Raw genomic sequence first — 17637 nt, 5'->3', positions numbered from 1 at the left:
CCAAAACGTCTGGCGACTCGTTTTTCGATACAGCGACAGGCCTTCGGAAACGCCCGAATTTGGTACAGTATGGCCCATAACCTCGTGATATAGCAGCTGCAGCAACGATTCTTACTGGACGCAATCACGTTCAGCTTTTAAGACATGGGGCAACTCGCTGCGCATAATTGTGATAGCGTTACCATAAACCTTTGGGGAGGACGGTATGAGAAAGTTTTTGTCTGATCGTCATGCGCGCCGTCGCGCCATGACCGCGAGCGGCGCGTCGCTGCTCGCCATCATCGCGATGGGCACCGCCGCCCCCGCCTGGGCGCAGGACGCCGCCGCTGACCAGGACGCCAGCGCGCAGACCGGCGACGATCTGATCATGGGCGAGGAAATCGTCGTCACGGGTCGCCGCGAAGCGCTTCAGTCGGCCGACGAGCGCAAGAAGAACGCCGATACGATCATCGATTCGGTCGTCGCCGACGATGCTGGCAAGCTGCCCGACAATTCGATCACCGAAGTGCTGCAGCGTGTCTCGGGCGTCACCATCGTTCGCTTCTCCGCTCTCAACGATCCCGACCATTTTTCGGTCGAGGGATCGGGCATTCAGGTCCGCGGGCTTTCGGGCGTCGCATCGCGTCTCAACGGTCGCGAAATCTTCAGCGCCAATGCCGGCCGTTCGCTGCTTTGGGGTGATGTCACACCCGAACTGATGCAGGCCGTCGACGTCTATAAATCGTCTTCCGCCGATCAGATCGAAGGCGGCACGGGCGGCAGCGTCGACCTGCGCACCAAATTGCCGTTCGATTTCGACATGGGCCTTCATGCCGCCGGTTCTGCCGATGTCAGTGTCGGCGACCTGGCCGACGAAGCCGATTATTCGGTTTCGGGCCTGATCGCGGGCCATTGGGACACGCCGATCGGCGAAGTCGGCCTTCTGGTCGATGGTGCATACAGCCAGCTTACGTCGCGCTCGCAATTCTTCCGTATCGAGCCCTATTTCCTCACCACGCTGCAGGGCGACGATTACTTCGTCCCCGGCGGTTTCGACTATGGTGAGCAGGCATTCCAGCGCAAGCGCGACGGTATCTACGCCGCCGCACAGTGGGCACCCAATGACGACCTGACCTTCACCGGCATCTTTTTCCAGTCGCGCTATCGCAACCGCGGCGACGAATGGGCGGAAATCGTCGCGCAGCAGACCTTCGCCGTCGACCCGACCCAGAGCCAGTTCGATTCGAACGGTGTGCTGGTTTCGACTCCGAACCTGTATCTGCGGGATCCGGCGACGTTCAATCCGACCGGTGGTGCAATCACCCAGGGTGGCACGACCGGCGTCAACAAGACCCGCACCAAGACGCAGGACATGTCGATCGCCTTTGCTTGGGCACCCGCGGATTCGCGCGTCGCCATTCGCGGCAGCTATCAGCACATCTTCTCGACCTCCGAGGCCAACAGCCTTTCGGTGTTCCGCGACTTTTCCGGTCCGACCGGATATGGCCTCGATCTGACCGGCGATCTGCCGAGCGTGACCGTGCCCGGCGGATTTGGTCAGGCGCAGTATGACGATCAGTCGCGCTATCTCTGGACGGCGGCGATGCCGCACAACGAAGACAATACCGGCAAGATGGATTCGGCCGCGCTCGACATCGAATATGATGTCGACTCCAGCTTTTTCCGCAAGGTGAAGGTCGGTGGTCGCTGGTCGAACCGTACCGAGCGCGATTTCAACAACGGCTATGCCTGGGCCGCGCTTGGTCGCGGCTGGAACGGCGATCCGCAGCTGACCTTCGTCAACTCGGCGCCGGGCGATTCCGAGCTACACCCCTATAAGGACTTCTTCCGCGGCGCGATCGCGCTGCCCGGCCAGGTCTATTATCCCAGCCTCGCGCTGGCGGGTACGCTCGACGTCGATCTGCTGCACCGCTCGCCGCCGGCCGGCTTCTGCGCCGACCCCTATTACTGCGTGCCCTCAGGCCCGCTTCCGCAGTCCGGTTACGGCGGCAGCGACTATCGCCAGTCGGGCTTCCTGCTGCCGAACGATCAGCGCGACTTCTCCACCCGCACGCTCGCCGGCTATATCATGACCACCTATGATACGCCGCTCGGGGACGGCAATTTGTCGGGCAATGTCGGCGTTCGCGTGGTCAACGTGAAAAATGAAAGCCAGGGCGTGATCCGTCAGCTTTCGAACACCTATATCCGCAACGGGCAGACCGTGACGCTGGCCGAAGTGATCACGCCGCGCGAGGGTGGGGGCAACTTCACGCGCTTCCTGCCCGCGATCAACGTGATCTATGCGCCGGATGACAAGATCCGCGTTCGTGGTGCCTATAACATCACGATGGACAACGCCTCGTTCCAGGCGCTCAGCGCCGCGGGCGAAGTCGGTGTCGCGACGACCGCAAATCCCGTGGCGGGCGATCCGGGTATCTTCAACCGGTTCACCACCACCCAGGGCGCTCCCGACCTCGAACCGACCATGTCGAACAATTTCGACCTGTCGTTCGAATGGTATCCGCGTCCCGGCACCACGTTCCACATCGCCGGCTTCTACAAGCGCCTCACCAATCTGCCGATCTACGCGATCCAGCAGCGTCCGGTGACCATCTACTACAACGACGGCACCACCGAGGACACGATGGCGACTTCAAACGCCGTCCGCAATTCCGAGGAAGCGGCGACCGTCAAGGGCGTCGAGGTCGGCGGGCGCGTGTTCCTCGACTCGCTGCCGGGATGGCTCAACGGCATCGGGCTGGAGGCGAACTATACGTTCATCGACAGCGCCAACCCGGGTGATATCTATCGCGACATCCTCGGCAATGTTCAGGACGATGCGCCGTTGCAGGGCCTTTCGCGCCACAACTTCAACGTGGCTTTCCTGTACGAGCACGACCCGATCTCGTTCCGCGTCGCCTATAGCTGGCGTTCGAAGTACCTGCAGTCGACCAATTCGAACGGCACCAACCCGCTGTTCAACTATTATCCGGCGCCGGGTGCACCGGTGGAAGAGATCCAGCTGGCGCTGCCGGTCTATGGCTCTTCCTACGGCTCGCTCGACGCCGGCGTGACCTTCCGGGTGACGGAAGCGTTCTCGTTCACCATCCAGGGGACGAACCTGACGAACGCCACCCAGAAGACGCTGATGGGCGGGTATCCGAACGGTTCGCTCTATACCCGTAGCTGGTTCCAGAGCGACCGGCGGGTGAAGGTCGGCGTTAACGTCGCCTTCTGATTGCGCTAATTCGGGGGAGGCTCGCATGTGCGGCCCTCCCCCTTTTTACACAGGCGATCGGATGACCGTGGCGCGCAATATTCTCATCGTCGGCGGCGGAACCGCCGGTTGGATCACCGCAGGCTATCTGGCGAAGATGCTAGGCGCGGAACGGCCGGGCGGTGTCTCCGTCACGCTTGTGGAGTCGCCCGATATCGGAATATTGGGCGTCGGCGAAGGTACCTTCCCGACAATCCGCAAGACGCTGGCGCGCATCGGCATCGACGAAGCCGACTTGATCCGGCGCTGTGACGCATCCTTCAAACAGGGCGCCAAGTTCGTTCACTGGCAGGCCGAGCCGGGAACTGCCGCCAGCGATCATTATCTTCACGGATTTCAGACGGCCGACGATCAGAACGGCCCCGAACTCCTCCCCTACTGGCTGCTCGGCATGGCCGGCGATGCGCGCTGGGACGAAGCCGCCACGCCGCAAAAGCGCGCGGGTGACGCATGTCGCGGCCCCAAATTGCCCAGCCACTCCGATTTCGTCGGCCCGCTCAACTACGCCTATCATTTCGACGCCAAGGCGCTTGCCGTCTTGCTGCGCGAACAGGCGATCGCGAATAGCGTGCGCCACATCGCCGACACTGTCAGCGAAGTGGCACTCTCCGACGATGGAGCGATCGCGGGCGTGCGGACAGCGGAAAACGGCGTACTGACCGCCGACCTCTATATCGACTGCACCGGCTTTCGTGCCGAGCTGATCGGCAAGGCACTGGGGCAGCCCTGGACGTCGTGCCGCGACACGTTGTTCTGCGACAGCGCCATCGCCATGCAGATCCCGTACGACAGTCCCGACGCGCCGATCGCTTCCTATACGGTTTCGACCGCCCAGCAATCAGGCTGGATCTGGGACATCGCGCTCGGCTCTCGCCGCGGCGTCGGTCACGTCTTCTCGTCCGCGCATACCGATGCCGATGCCGCCGAAGCCGCACTGCGCGCCTATGCGGGGCCGGCGGGCGAAAAGCTGGAGACGCGCAGCTTCCGTTTCGACGCAGGCTATCGCGAGACGAACTGGCACAAGAACTGTGTCGCAATCGGATTGTCGAGCGGCTTCTTCGAACCGCTCGAAGCGACCGGCATCGTCTTTTCGGAAATTGCCGCGCAGCTCGTCGCCAATCTCTTCCCCTGGGGCGGCGACTTCGAAACCTCGGCGCGGCAGTACAACGCAAATCTGCGTGCGCGGTACGAACGCGCTCGCGACTTCATCAAGATGCACTATTTCCTGAGCCAGCGGCGCGACAGCGACTTCTGGCGCGACAATGTGCGCCCTGAAACCACGCCGGACAGCCTGATGGAACTGCTCGACCGCTGGCGTTTCCGCCCGCCCAACGAACTCGATTTCGATCCGAATATCGACATTTTCGGCGCGCCGAGCTGGCAATATGTCCTCTACGGCATGGGCTGGAAGACCGACCTGTCGGCCAAGGCGCCTGTCTTCCGCCTGGGCAACGAAGCCAGGGCCGCATTCGCCACGATCCGCCAGCATGGCGACTATGCGCTGCAGCAGCTTCCGACCAACAGGGACTTGCTGCGCCATGCGCAGAACGCGCGCTTCGGTCAGGGCCGCGCGGCATGAGCGGCGCGTCTCATCCGCCGATCCGCAAGCTGGTGATCGTCGGCGGCGGCACTGCCGGCTGGATGACCGCGGCGGCCGTCTCCCGCCTCACCGGGGCGGGCGTGTCGGTCACTCTGGTCGAATCCGAAGCGATCGGCACGGTGGGTGTCGGCGAGGCGACGATCCCCTCGCTGCACGATTTCAACGCGGCGATCGGCATAGCCGAAGACGAATTCGTCGCGGCGACGCAGGGCACCTTCAAGCTCGGCATCGAATTCGTCGACTGGGGCAAGGCGGGCGACCGCTATATCCACCCGTTCGGCAAATATGGTCGTTCGATGTTCGGCATTGATTTTCACCAGATATGGCTGCGCCAGCATCTGTTGAACGATCCGGCAAACGATCCCGGGCCGATCGATGATTATGCGATCGCCATCGCGGCGGCGCGCCGCGGAAGGTTCGCGAAGCCGGCGGCCAAGGCGGACGCAGTGCTCTCCTCGCTTTCCTACGCCTATCACCTCGATGCCGGGCTCTATGCGAAATATCTGCGCAGCTACGCCGAAGCGAACGGCGTTGTTCGGATCGAAGGCAAGATCGGAACGGTCGAGCAGGCCCCCGAAAGCGGCGACATCAGCGCGGTCGTGCTCGAGGACGGGCGTCGGATCGAAGGCGAGTTCTTTGTCGACTGCAGCGGTTTTCGTTCGCTGCTTCTCGGGCAGACGCTCGGCATACCCTATCGCAGCTGGCAGCACTGGCTACCCTGCGACAGTGCGATCGCGATCCCCAGTGAACATGCCGGCCCGCCCATCCCCTATACGCGATCGAGCGCAGAAGCCTCCGGCTGGCGCTGGCGGATTCCGCTGCAGCATCGCGTCGGCAACGGCCATGTCTTCTCCTCGGCGCATGTCGACGATGAGACGGCGTTGCAGAAGCTTCTCGACGGGCTCGACGCCAAGTCGATCGCCGACCCGCGTACGCTGCGCTTCACCGCCGGGCGCCGCGAAAAGCTGTGGGAAAAGAACTGCGTCGCGATCGGCCTGTCGGGCGGGTTCATCGAACCGCTTGAATCGACCAGCATCCACCTTATCCAGTCAGGCATCTTTCGCCTGATGGCGCTCTTCCCGGACACGGGTTTCAATCCCCGCGAGATCGACGCGTACAACCACTGGCTCGTCGAGGAATATGAGCACGTCCGCGACTTCATCATCCTCCATTATCATGCCACCAACCGCAACGATTCCGACTTCTGGAATCACGTTCGGACGATGGAAATCCCGGACAGCCTCGCGGAAAAGCTGGCACTCTGGCGTGAAAAGGGGCGGTTCTTTCCGGCGCATAACTCGCTCTTCACCATTGAGAGCTGGATCGCCGTGCTGCTCGGCCAAAATGTCATTCCGCACGCCGCCGATCCCCTGGTCGCTACACTGCCGGTCGATGAAACGACGCGTTTCATGGCGCATCTGCGCGGCGTGATCGCGCAGACCGCCGAAGCCATGCCCGCCCACCAGGAGTTCGTCGCGCGCCACTGTGCCGCGCCTGAGAACCGCCATTCCATGCAAGGGGGACAATTTGCTCCAGTTTCATAGCCCGATGCGCACCCTCTCCTCCGCTTTCGCGACGCTCGCCCTGGGCGCCGCGATGGCGTCCGCCCTCCCCGCCCATGCCCAGGAAGATGGGGAGGGCGTTCGCCGCATCGCCGTCGATATGGCAACCGCAGGCGATCCGATCGACCCGATGTACACCTTCTCGGTCGGCGCCGATTATGCCGGCACCAATTTGCGGCCCGAGAATCTCGCACAGCTGCGCACGGTCGCCGACGAGATCGGCTTTCGCTACATGCGCTTCCACGCCATCTTTCACGATGATCTGGGCACGGTGAAGCTGGTCGACGGCCAGTATGTCTATGACTGGACGAAGATTGACGAGCTCTATGACGCGATGCTCGGCATGGGGATCAAGCCGTTCGTCGAACTCGGCTATACGCCCGAGGCGATGAAGACGTCCGACCAGACGATCTTCTACTGGAAGGGCAATACCTCGCATCCGCAGCATGGGCCCTGGCGCGATCTGGTCGACGCGTTCGTCCGCCATCTAATCGAGCGCTACGGACAGGAGGAAGTGCGCAGCTGGTATTTCGAGCTGTGGAACGAGCCCAATCTCGACGGCTTCTGGGAAAATGCCGATCAGCAGGCATATTTCGAGCTTTATGATGTCACCGCGCGCGCCATCAAGGCAATCGACCCGCAACTGCGCGTCGGCGGCCCGGCGACTGCAGGCGCGGCCTGGGTGCCCGAATTCACGGCCTTCGCGCACGAACGTGGTCTGCCGGTCGATTTCATCGCCACGCACACCTATGGCGTCGATGGCGGCTTTCTCGACGAAATGGGGCATGACGACAATCGCCTGTCGCGCAATCCCGACGCAGTCGTGCAGGACGTGCGCAAGGTGCGGCAGGAGATCGCGGAATCGCCTTATCCCGGTATCCCGCTGTTCATCACCGAATGGAGCACCAGCTACAACCCGCGCGACCCGGTGCACGACAGCTATATCAGCGCCGCCTATATCCTGACCAAGCTGCGCGGTGTGAGCGGGATGGCGCAGGGAATGAGCTACTGGGCCTATAGCGACCTGTTCGAAGAGCCCGGTCCGCCCCCCACGCCCTTTCACGGCGGCTTCGGCCTGATGAACCGCGAGGGCATCCGCAAGCCGGCCTATTTCGCGTTCAAATATCTCGGCGAGCTCGAAGGCGGCGAAATCGCAACCGGCGACACGCAGGCGATGGCTACGAGCGAGGACGGCGGCGCGCATGTACTCGTCTGGGACTGGCAGCGGCCCGAGCAGGAAGAGAGCAATCGCCCGTTCTACACCACGGTGCTTCCCACGGCGGACAGCAAGCCCGCGGAACTTCGTTTCACCGGCCTGATGCCGGGCGACTATCGCCTGACCATCCGTCGCGTCGGCCTGCACGCCAATGACGCGCATACCGCCTATCTCGAAATGGGGTCACCCGACGAGCTGACGCCGTCACAACTCGCGCGGCTGCAGGCTCAGGCGCAGGACGAACCCGAGCGCGAAGAGACCGTCAGCGTGGGCGAGGACGGCAGCTTTGCCGTCACCGTGCCGATGCGCGCCAACGACGTTGTATTGGCCGAACTCGTGGCCGTCGCGGCCGAATAAGCACGTACGAAACGACAGCGTAAAGGAAAGCGTATGGAACCGACCCGCCGCGAAGCCATGATCCTCGCCCTCACCGCAGCGGGCGGGATGACGCTGCCTGGCGGCGCCAATGCGGCGCCGGCAAAGGCCGCGCCGCTTGGCGGTGGCTGCGGTGCGCCCAACCTCCCCTGGCCGCGCGGTATCGAAGGCCAGCGCAAGGCGGATCTGGGCGATGGGCGCTACCTGAACCCGGTGATCGCGGGCGATCGCCCCGATCCCAATGTCCTCAAGGACGGCGACGATTATTATGCCGCCTTTTCTTCGTTCCAATATTATCCAGGCGTGCCGATTTGGCATTCGCGCGATCTGGTGAACTGGACTCCGCTCACTTCGCCGCTCAAGACCTATATCGGCATCGTCTGGGCGCTCGACATCGCCAAGCATGACGGCCGCTATTATATTTACATCCCCGCGCTCGATCCCGAGGATTCGGTGCGCGGGATCAAGACATGGGTGATTCACGCGGACAGCATGGCCGGCCCGTGGAGCGAGCCGATCGACATGCACATCGACAACATGATCGACCCTGGTCATTGCGTCGGCGAGGACGGCAAGCGCTATCTGTTCTTCAACGGCGGCAACCGCGTGAAGCTGACCGATGACGGGCTGCGTGCCGACGGTGAAGTCGAGCATGTCTATAATGGCTGGCCCATCCCCGAAGAGTGGGTGATCGAAGGCTTCGCGCTCGAAGGGCCGAAGTTGCTGCGCCACAATGGCTGGTTCTACATGGTGTCGGGTCAGGGCGGCACGGCCGGCCCGCCGACCAGCCACATGGTCGTCGTCGCGCGGTCGCGCTCGATCAACGGGCCGTGGGAAAACTGCCCGCACAATCCGATCGTCCGCACCGAAAGCCGCTACGAACCCTGGTGGTCGCGCGGCCACGCGACGTTTGTCGAAGGGCCCGGCGGCCAGTGGTGGATGGTCTATCACGGCTATGAAAACGGCTTCCGCACGCTCGGGCGCCAGATGCTGCTCGAACCGTTCGAATGGACCGCCGATGGCTGGCCGCGCGCGCTGGGCGGCGATCTCGCGCGCCCGCTCGCCAAGCCGAAGGGCGTGCCGGCAGGTCCCCACGGAATCGCGCTGTCGGGCTTCACCGACGATGCGTTCGACAAGAAGCTCTCCGTTTTCGCACCGCTGGGCGATTATCTGAGCCGCGTTCGCATCGCCGACGGCACGATGCGCGTCGACGGCCAGGGGACCGGTCCGGCGGATTGCTCGCCGATCCTCTTCGCGACCGGCGACCGTTCGTATGAAGTGACCGTCGATGTCGAGATTTCGGGCGGCGCCGAAGCCGGCCTGATCCTCTTCTACAACGACAAGCTGTTCTGCGGCATCGGTGTGGGATCGGGCGCGATCCAGGCCTATCGCATCGGCAACAAGGAACGCTGGCCCGGCGGCATCCCCACCGAGGCCAGGCGGATGCAGATGAATCTGGTCAACGAGGCCAACGTCGTCACCTTCTTTTACAAGATCGGCGACGGAGACTGGACCAAGGAGCGCTCGTTCGAAGTCGCCGGCTATAACCACAATGTCGCCGACGGCTTTCTGAGCCTGCGCCCCGGTTTCTACGCGGCCGGCGACGGGCGCGCGACATTCCGGGACCTGCAATATCGCGCACTGCCCTGCGGTCGCGACAGCGACTAAGCGAAGCGGAGAGAGACATGAACAGCCTGAAGAACCATCGGTCCGCGTTCAAGCGGATGACCCGACGCGCGTGCTTGATAGGCGCTGCAATAACGATTGCCGGAGCGACTGCGCCGGTCGCATTCGCGCAGGACGCGCCTTCGCAGGCGCCCTCTGCCGCCGATGGACGCGCTATGCTCGAGGCGATGTCGCCGGGATGGAATCTCGGCAACACGCTCGAAGCGATCGGCAACGGACCAGGCCCCTTTTCCAGTTCGCAGGAAACAGCCTGGGGCAATCCGCCGGTCACACAGGAAATGATGGACGCCGTGGCGGAAGCCGGGTTCAAGAGCGTGCGCATCCCCCTGTCCTGGGATCAATATGCCGATCGGAACGGCAATATCAGCCCGGCCTGGATGGCGCGGGTGAAGGAAGTCGTCGGGTACGCCCGAAATGCCGGGCTCTATGTGCTGATCAACGTCCATTGGGACGGCGGCTGGCTGCAGCCTGTCTATGAAGGTCGTGAAGCGGTCGATGCCAAGCTCGCCAACTATTGGACGCAGATCGCGACGGCGTTCCGCGACGCCGACGATCATGTCCTGTTCGCGGGAACCAACGAAGTGATGGTGACGGATGTCTATACCGCGCCGACCGACGAGAATTGCGAGGTGCAGAACGGCTTCAACCAGATCTTCGTCGACACCGTGCGCGCGACCGGAGGCGCGAATGCGACACGCTGGCTGGTCGTGCAGGGTTATAACACCAACATCGACTGGACCATCGCCTGCAACGCCGAGCTGCCGACCGACAGCGCCAGCGACCGGCTGATGATGGAAGTCCATTATTACGACCCCTATGACTTCACGCTCGATACCAAGAGCGACAAATGGCAATGGGGCGCGATTGCGACCGATCGCAGCGCGACAGTGCCTGGTTTCGACGAAGCCTATGCAGACGCGCAGTTCGCGAAGGTAAAACGGACGTTCATCGACAACGGTGTGCCGGTGATCCTGGGAGAATATGCCTCCAGCCTGCGCGAAGATCGCGACCGGGAACAGAAATACCGCAATTACTGGGATCTCTACATCACCTATTCGGCGGTGCGGCATGGCCTGATTCCGATGTACTGGGACAATGGCTATACCAGCAATCACAATAGCGGTCTGTTCAACCGCGGCCGCGCGCAACTCGCCTATCCGGCGACGGCGGCGGTGATCACCGAGGGGACGAAGGAGGGGCTTAAAAAGCCCGTCGAATAGGGGTTCGGCCCCTCCTCCGCCTGCGCCGGCGCCCCCTTTAACGCCGGCGCGGTATTGGCATTTCGAACGGTGTGACCGGCAGCATGTCACCGTCGTAGAGATTGGTGATCGGGCTGTCGGCCCACAGATAGCGGACACGCGTCTCGTCGGGGCGGACGTCGAAGGCCACGGTGTCCCCCGCCGCCATGCGCGCGGATACATAGCGGCACCCGTTTGCCGCGCACGCCTCGAACCCCACCGGGCGCGCGTCACCGATCACCTGAAGCGGACGATCGAAAGTCAGCCGAACGCTGTCGCCCTGTCGCGTGGCAACCGGCAACGCCGCATTGTTCGCGCCGTCCATCGCCAGAGCGAGCCGCAGTCCGACATCCTGCTTGTTGGTGGGATGAATATCACCCGGCTGCCCGATATCGATGGCGACCGCCAGCCCCGCCGCATCATCGGCGTCGACCACGCTCCGCTGCGCCTCGCGTAGTTCGGCCCAGTCGGATTCGACCGGCCCGCTCCGCATCCGCCCGAAGTCGGCAAGCTGAACGACCGCGAACCGTTCGGTCGAAAACCGCGCGCGCCAGTCTGCCATCAGCGAGGTCAGCAGCGTGCGATAGCCCTCGGCGTCGGCAACATTCGCCTCGCCCTGATACCAGGAGATACCCGCAAGCGGGATCCGTCCGATCGGCGCGATCATGCCGTTGTAAAGCGTCGTCAGGCCATTCCCGCCGATCCAGGGAACGGCAGGCGCCGGCCCCGCCTCGCCGGTCGAAAGTCCGCGGCGGAACTGCCACTCGCCTTCGAGCGACACCGTCTCGCCATTGTCTAGCGCGATCCGCAGCGGCGCGACGCCCCACATGCCGCCACCGCCGCCGGTGTCGATCGCGCGCAGTTCGATCCGGTTTTCGCCGGCATGAAGCACATCTGCCGGAAGATCATAGACACGTTGGACATTCCAACCGATCGTCGCGCCGACCGGCGTGCCGTTGACCAGCGTCTGGTCAATGTCGTCGACTGCACCGAGATAGATGGTCCGCGCATGCGCAGCCTGATCGGCGGTTAGCGTGACGCGAGTCGAATAGACACCGGTACCGTCATAGCTGTGCAGGTCCTCGCCCCATTCTTCCCAGAAATTGTGGACGTCAGCGGTCACTGGTTCCCCGAGTTCTGCCGTGGCGCGTCCGAAATAGCTTTCGGCCTGATCGGCCCATTGCCGTTGCGCGGCATCGGGATCGCGACCGCGCAATGCCAGCAGCGCCAACCCATCGGCATAGCCGCCGTTGCTCATCAGCCCGTCGCGGCTCAGCCAGTCCTGAATGATCGAGCCGCCCCAGGACGCGGCGATCAGCCCCACCGGAACATCCCGGGTTTCGCGCAGATGCGCACCCATGAAATAGCAGGTGGCTGAGAAATCGGGCGTGCTGTCCGGCCCGGAGACCTCCCAGGCGACGGGTGCCCCGAATTCGCTTTGCGGCGTTGTGCTCGTCTGGCGCGGGACGTTGAACAGCCGCAGGTCGGGGTCGGCGCTCTGTGCCACGGAGACGTTCGCATTGGTCGCGTGGCTCAGCGTGAATTCCATGTTCGACTGCCCCGAACAGAGGAAGACATCGCCGATCGCGACATTGGTAAGTTCCAGCATGCCGTCGCCCGAACGCACGGCAAGCGTCGCGCCTTCGCGCGCGCTGTGCGCCGGCAACATCGCGCGCCAAGCTCCGTTTGCATCTGCGCGGGTTACAACCGGCGTTGCGCCATCGAGCGCAACCGTCACGCGCGCACCGGGCATCGCGATGCCGGAGACCGGAAAATCGCGTCCGCGCTGCAGAACCATATTGTCGGAGAAAATCGGATCGAGCCGCAAATCCTGTGCCGAGGCCGGCACCGCGCTCAATGCAATCATGCTCGATGCCAGGGCCAATGCCGTTCGCGTCACGCCGTTCTCCTATAGGATTTTGGTTTGGATAGCGCTACCATGCTTGCCTGAAGTGCCAAAAGCAAGGACGGTGCGGATGGTCCTTGTAGGAGACGTCTACCGATCCGCATGGGATATCAGCAGGCGATCCGCGCGCCCGTCTTCGCGCTCTGCCGGGCCAAGGCGATCAGCCGCATCACCGCCAGCGCATCGGCCGGATCGACCGGCGGTTCATGGCCCTTTGTGATAGCATCGGCCATGTCGGCATAGAAGGCGGCGTAGTTGCCCCGAAAATAGCGCACTTCAATCGCGTCACCGTCGCCGGTAAACAAAGTCGCGCTCGCCTCGTGCTCGGCACGTTGCGCGAAACCTTGCGTATCGGGCTTCAGCCCGGCGCGCAGACTGGCCTCCTGCGGGTCGAGACCGTGGCTGAACAGGCTGCCTGCCGTCCCATGCAGCGCGAAGCGCGGGCGCGGCCTGGCCACGAGCGTCGAGGCCGACAGGATCGCGCGCATCGCGCCATAATGCAGCGTCAGTTCGAAATAGTCGTCCACCCGCGCTTCCGGGCGCTGGATCGCGATGTCGGCGGTCAGCGCATCGGGCATCCCGAACAGGCGCAGCGCCTGATCGATGAGATGCGGGCCGAGATCGGCAAGGAGGCCCGCACCGGGGCCCGGCTGTTCGCGCCATCCCGGCTTGATCGCCGTGCGCAGCTTGTCCCACCGCGATTCGAAAAGGCTGACTTCACCCACCCTGTCGTTGGCGAGCATATGTGCCAGCGTCAGGAAATCGTCGTCATAGCGCCGGTTCTGATAGACGCTAAGCAAACATCCTTTTTCCGCAGCAAGTGCAATGATTTGTTCGCCATCCCTGATATCGAGAACGAACGGCTTGTCGACCACGACATGCTTGCCCGCTTCCAGCGCGGCTCGCGCCAGCGAGGCGTGGCTGTCATTGGGCGTGGCAATCACCACCAAATCGATCGCCGGATCGGCGATCAATGCCTCCGGCGTGGTCACGGCAGCATCCGGCCACGCCGCCTTCACAGCATCGGCGCGCGAGGTAGCGACGGCAGAGAGATGCAATCCCTCCGCCGCCGCAATCATGGGGGCATGAAAGGCCGAGCCTGCGAGCCCGAACCCGATCAGGCCGGTATAGACGGTCACTCGAATTCGAGGATCGCCGCGTCGACCGCGAGGCTGTCGCCCGGCGCGAAATTGGCAGCCTTCACCACCGCGGACTTCTCGGCGCGCAGGATATTTTCCATCTTCATCGCCTCGACCACCGCAAGCGGCTGCCCCGCCTCCACCTTGTCGCCGACTTCAACATGCAGCGCCGTCAGCAGACCCGGCATCGGGCAGAGCAGGAACTTGCTCATGTCCGGCGGGATCTTTTCGATCATATGCTCGGAAAGCTCGGCGATGCGCGGGCTGTAGACCCTGGCGACATGGCTCGCGCCGTGCGCGGTCAACCTCCACCCCGCGCGCACCGGCTTGATCCCCACCGAAAGCGGTTCATTGTCGATCGTCGCGGCGAAGAGCGGCTGGCCGGGGTGCCAGTTACCGACAATGTCGTACGGCTGGTCGCCGCCATGTTCGATCAGCAAACCACCGTCGCTGCCCACCAGCGACAGCTCGAAACGCTCACCGTCGATCAGCACGACGCGCTCGGGCGAGAGCTTGACCGAACCTTCGGCAAGCTGGCCGGAGATCGACGCGGCGCGCTGCGCCTGCGCCAGATCGACCACCATCGCCACTGCCGCCAGCTTGCGCAGCAGTTCGGGCGAAGTCGCGGCGCCCTGAAAGCCCTCGGGATATTCCTCGGCGATGAAGCCAGTGGTCAGCGCACCGTCGCGGAAGCGCTGATGCTGCATGATCGCCGAAACGAAATCGATATTGTTGCCGCCCCCTTCGATCCGAAAGCGGTCGAGCGCCGCGATCTGAAGATCGGCGGCTTCGTCCCGCGTCGGCGCCCAGGTGACGAGCTTGGCGATCATCGGATCGTAGAACATCGAAACTTCGCCACCTTCGGTGACGCCGTCATCGACGCGGATATAACCCTTCTGGTCGGGCGTCGCTTCGAACGGATGCGAATAATCGGTCTCGGTCGCGGCGGGCGGCTGATAGCGGACGAGGCGCCCGGTCGAGGGCAGGAAGCCGCGATAGGGGTCCTCGGCATAGACACGGTTCTCGATCGCCCAGCCGTTGAGCTTCACATCGTCCTGACCGAAAGCGAGCTTCTCGCCCGCCGCGACACGGATCATCTGTTCGACCAGATCGAGCCCGGTGATGCATTCGGTGACCGGATGCTCCACCTGAAGCCGGGTGTTCATTTCGAGGAAGTAGAAGCTCTCGCCGGTCTTGTCGGCGCCCGATACGATCAGCTCGACCGTGCCCGCGCTGAAATAGCCCACCGCCTTGGACAGCGCGACGGCCTGTTCGCCCATCTTCTTGCGCATCGCTTCGTCGACGAAGGGCGACGGGGCTTCCTCGACCACCTTCTGGTGGCGGCGCTGGATCGAGCATTCGCGCTCACCCAGATACAGGACATTGCCGTGCTGGTCGCCGAGCACCTGGATCTCGATATGGCGCGGGCTTTCGATGAACTTCTCGATGAAGACGCGGTCGTCGCCGAAGCTGGCAAGGCCTTCGCGCTTGGTGGCTTCAAAGCCTTCGCGGACATCCTGTTCGGACCAGGCGAGCCGCATCCCCTTGCCGCCACCGCCGGCCGAGGCCTTCATCATCACCGGATAGCCGATGTCGTTCGAAATCTCGACGGCATGATCGGTGTCGCGGATTTCGCCGACAAAGCCGGGGACGACATTGACGCCGGCTTCCTTGGCGAGCTTCTTCGATTCGATCTTGTCGCCCATCGCGGCGATGGCCTTGGGCGGCGGGCCGACAAAAGCGATGCCGGCGTCGGCGCATGCCCTGGCGAAGCTCTCGCGCTCGGACAGAAAGCCATATCCGGGATGGATGCAGTCCGCGCCGGTCGCCTTGGCGGCTTCGAGGATCTTGTCGGCGATCAGATAGCTTTCGCTGGCCGGCGGCGGGCCGAGATGCACGGCTTCATCGGCCATCAGCACATGCGGCGCGCGCGCATCGGCGTCCGAATAGACGGCGACCGTGGCGATCCCCATCCGCTTGGCGGTCCGCATCACGCGGCATGCGATTTCGCCGCGATTGGCGATCAGGATTTTCTTGAACACTTACCCTCCTAGAACCTCTATCAATTCCCGATTGGCTGGCAATTTCCGGCGCGAGCCTGAGTGACCCGGAACAGCGCATCTCGCTCCAACACATCACGAACAGAATCTACGATCTCGTCGTGAGCTTCCCGTTTTGACTTAGCATCATCCCCCTTGGCGTTGGCTTGTGCGAAGCTCTCAATTTCGGCTTCGCACGCAGCGACCACAGCCTTTGAGACTTCCGAAGACGAACCCGGCGCGCCGGCGAGTTGATAAGCACGACGATGAACACATGGCCCCGGATTGCTCCAGTCGTTTGATTTCGGAACTTCGCAGATAGCGCCATTTTCCGACGCGCAACCAGCCAGCAGGACGCAGAGAAGTGTCATCATTCTCAACATATCTGCCAACCAGCCCTGACCCTCACACTTTCGAAAATATCCAGCGAGCAACACACGACCGCGCGGCTTTTCGAAATTACCAATACCGAGCCAAACCGGGGTGCTGGACAACAAAATTTCACTCCGCCGCGTCGACCATATCGCCGCAGCCGCACCCAGCGCGCAGCGGTTCCTCGCCCTGCAGCGGCGTAATCCCCAGCTTCGCGAACAGCGCGCCGTCGGCATCGTCGCCGGCATTGTCGGCGGTCAGCAGCTTGTCGCCGGTGAAGATCGAATTGGCGCCCGCCATGAAGCAGAGCGCCTGCGTCGCCTCGCTCATGCTTTCGCGGCCCGCCGAGAGGCGCACCATGCTCATCGGCATGGTGATGCGCGCCACCGCGACGGTGCGGACGAATTCGATATCGTCGATCTTGGCGAGCGGCGTATCGGCGAGCATGTCGCCGAGCGGCGTGCCCTTTACCGGCACCAGCGCATTGACCGGCACGCTTTCGGGATGGCGTTCGAGCGTCGCGAGCGCATGGAGGAAGCCGACGCGGTCGCTGCGGCTTTCGCCCATGCCGACGATCCCGCCCGAGCAGACGTTGATCCCAGCGTCGCGGACATTGCTCAGCGTATCGAGCCGTTCCTCGAACGTGCGCGTCGTGATCACCTCGGCATAGCGTTCGGGCGAGGTGTCGATATTGTGGTTGTAATAATCGAGCCCGGCGTCCTTGAGCTGCGCCGCCTGGTCGGGCGTCAGCATGCCGAGCGTCATGCAGGTTTCCATCCCCATCGCGCGGACGCCCTTCACGATCTCGACGATCGCGGGCATGTCGCGCTCCTTGGGATTGCGCCACGCCGCGCCCATGCAGAAGCGCTGCGACCCGGCATCCTTCGCCTGCGCCGCCGCCTGCAGCACCTGGCGCGGGTCCATCAGCTTGGTTGCCTTCACGCCGCTGTCGGCATGCGCCGATTGCGAGCAATAGCCGCAATCCTCGGGGCAGCCGCCGGTCTTGATCGACAGCAGCGTGCAGAGCTGCACCTGATCGGGCGCATGATGCTCGCGATGCACGGTCTGCGCGCGGAACAAGAGCTCGCCGAACGGCAAGTTGAACAGCTCGGCGATTTCCTCGCGGGTCCAGTCGGTACGGACACCGTAAACACCTTCATCATGCTGAACTTGTTTCAGCATCCACTCCTCCATTCGCTAAGACCGAGCATGTTGCACGGTGGCCCCTGAAACGAGTTCGGGGTG

General features: G+C 63.3%; 11 protein-coding genes. 6 read left to right on the top strand and 5 right to left on the bottom strand.

Features of this window, described 5'->3' with window-relative positions; all coding sequences use genetic code 11:
• Positions 1 to 247 precede the first annotated feature (247 nt).
• The 6 genes from G5C33_RS10765 to G5C33_RS10740 all read left to right on the top strand — a co-directional run bounded on the left by G5C33_RS10765 (position 248) and on the right by G5C33_RS10740 (position 10918).
• On the top strand, positions 248 to 3220 hold the full coding sequence (locus G5C33_RS10765) for a TonB-dependent receptor (RefSeq protein WP_206518545.1): 2973 nt from the start codon (positions 248 to 250) through the stop codon (positions 3218 to 3220).
• Between the two features lie 61 nt (positions 3221 to 3281).
• Complete coding sequence (locus G5C33_RS10760; protein ID WP_206518544.1) at positions 3282 to 4838, top strand: tryptophan halogenase family protein; 1557 nt, start codon at positions 3282 to 3284, stop codon at positions 4836 to 4838.
• A complete protein-coding gene (locus G5C33_RS10755; RefSeq protein ID WP_165327211.1) occupies positions 4835 to 6403 on the top strand; it encodes a tryptophan halogenase family protein in 1569 nt (522 codons plus the stop codon). The genes G5C33_RS10760 and G5C33_RS10755 overlap by 4 nt, the downstream gene beginning before the upstream one ends.
• Positions 6387 to 7994: a GH39 family glycosyl hydrolase gene (locus G5C33_RS10750; RefSeq protein WP_323126165.1), complete on the top strand. Its 1608-nt coding sequence runs from the start codon at positions 6387 to 6389 to the stop codon at positions 7992 to 7994. Before G5C33_RS10755 ends, G5C33_RS10750 begins: the two co-directional genes overlap by 17 nt.
• A 33-nt stretch (positions 7995 to 8027) precedes the next feature.
• Positions 8028 to 9680, top strand: a complete 1653-nt coding sequence (locus G5C33_RS10745; protein WP_165327210.1) for a family 43 glycosylhydrolase — start codon at positions 8028 to 8030, stop codon at positions 9678 to 9680.
• Between the two features lie 17 nt (positions 9681 to 9697).
• Entirely contained in the window at positions 9698 to 10918 is a 1221-nt protein-coding gene (locus G5C33_RS10740) for a glycoside hydrolase family 5 protein (protein ID WP_165327209.1), read from the top strand.
• 37 nt (positions 10919 to 10955) lie between these two features.
• Here G5C33_RS10740 and G5C33_RS10735 read toward each other — a convergent pair whose 3' ends face one another.
• The 5 genes from G5C33_RS10735 to bioB form a co-directional block, all read right to left on the bottom strand.
• Positions 10956 to 12836, bottom strand: a complete 1881-nt coding sequence (locus G5C33_RS10735) for a sialate O-acetylesterase (RefSeq protein WP_165327208.1) — start codon at positions 12834 to 12836, stop codon at positions 10956 to 10958.
• Between the two features lie 116 nt (positions 12837 to 12952).
• Positions 12953 to 13981, bottom strand: coding sequence for an oxidoreductase (locus tag G5C33_RS10730; RefSeq protein WP_228275031.1), 1029 nt, complete (start codon positions 13979 to 13981; stop codon positions 12953 to 12955).
• Positions 13978 to 16023, bottom strand: a complete 2046-nt coding sequence (locus G5C33_RS10725) for an acetyl-CoA carboxylase biotin carboxylase subunit (protein WP_165327207.1) — start codon at positions 16021 to 16023, stop codon at positions 13978 to 13980. The genes G5C33_RS10730 and G5C33_RS10725 overlap by 4 nt, the downstream gene beginning before the upstream one ends.
• Before the next feature lie 20 nt (positions 16024 to 16043).
• Complete coding sequence (locus G5C33_RS10720) at positions 16044 to 16514, bottom strand: hypothetical protein (RefSeq protein WP_165327206.1); 471 nt, start codon at positions 16512 to 16514, stop codon at positions 16044 to 16046.
• A gap of 7 nt (positions 16515 to 16521) precedes the next feature.
• Entirely contained in the window at positions 16522 to 17574 is a 1053-nt protein-coding gene (gene bioB, locus G5C33_RS10715) for a biotin synthase BioB (protein WP_165327205.1), read from the bottom strand.
• Positions 17575 to 17637 lie beyond the last annotated feature (63 nt).

Origin of the sequence: Sphingosinithalassobacter tenebrarum (assembly GCF_011057975.1) — a bacterium.
Taxonomy (GTDB): Bacteria; Pseudomonadota; Alphaproteobacteria; order Sphingomonadales; family Sphingomonadaceae; genus Sphingomonas; species Sphingomonas tenebrarum.
The sequence above is the reverse complement of the archived record's forward strand: the minus strand, read 5'-3'. Positions and strand labels throughout refer to the sequence as shown.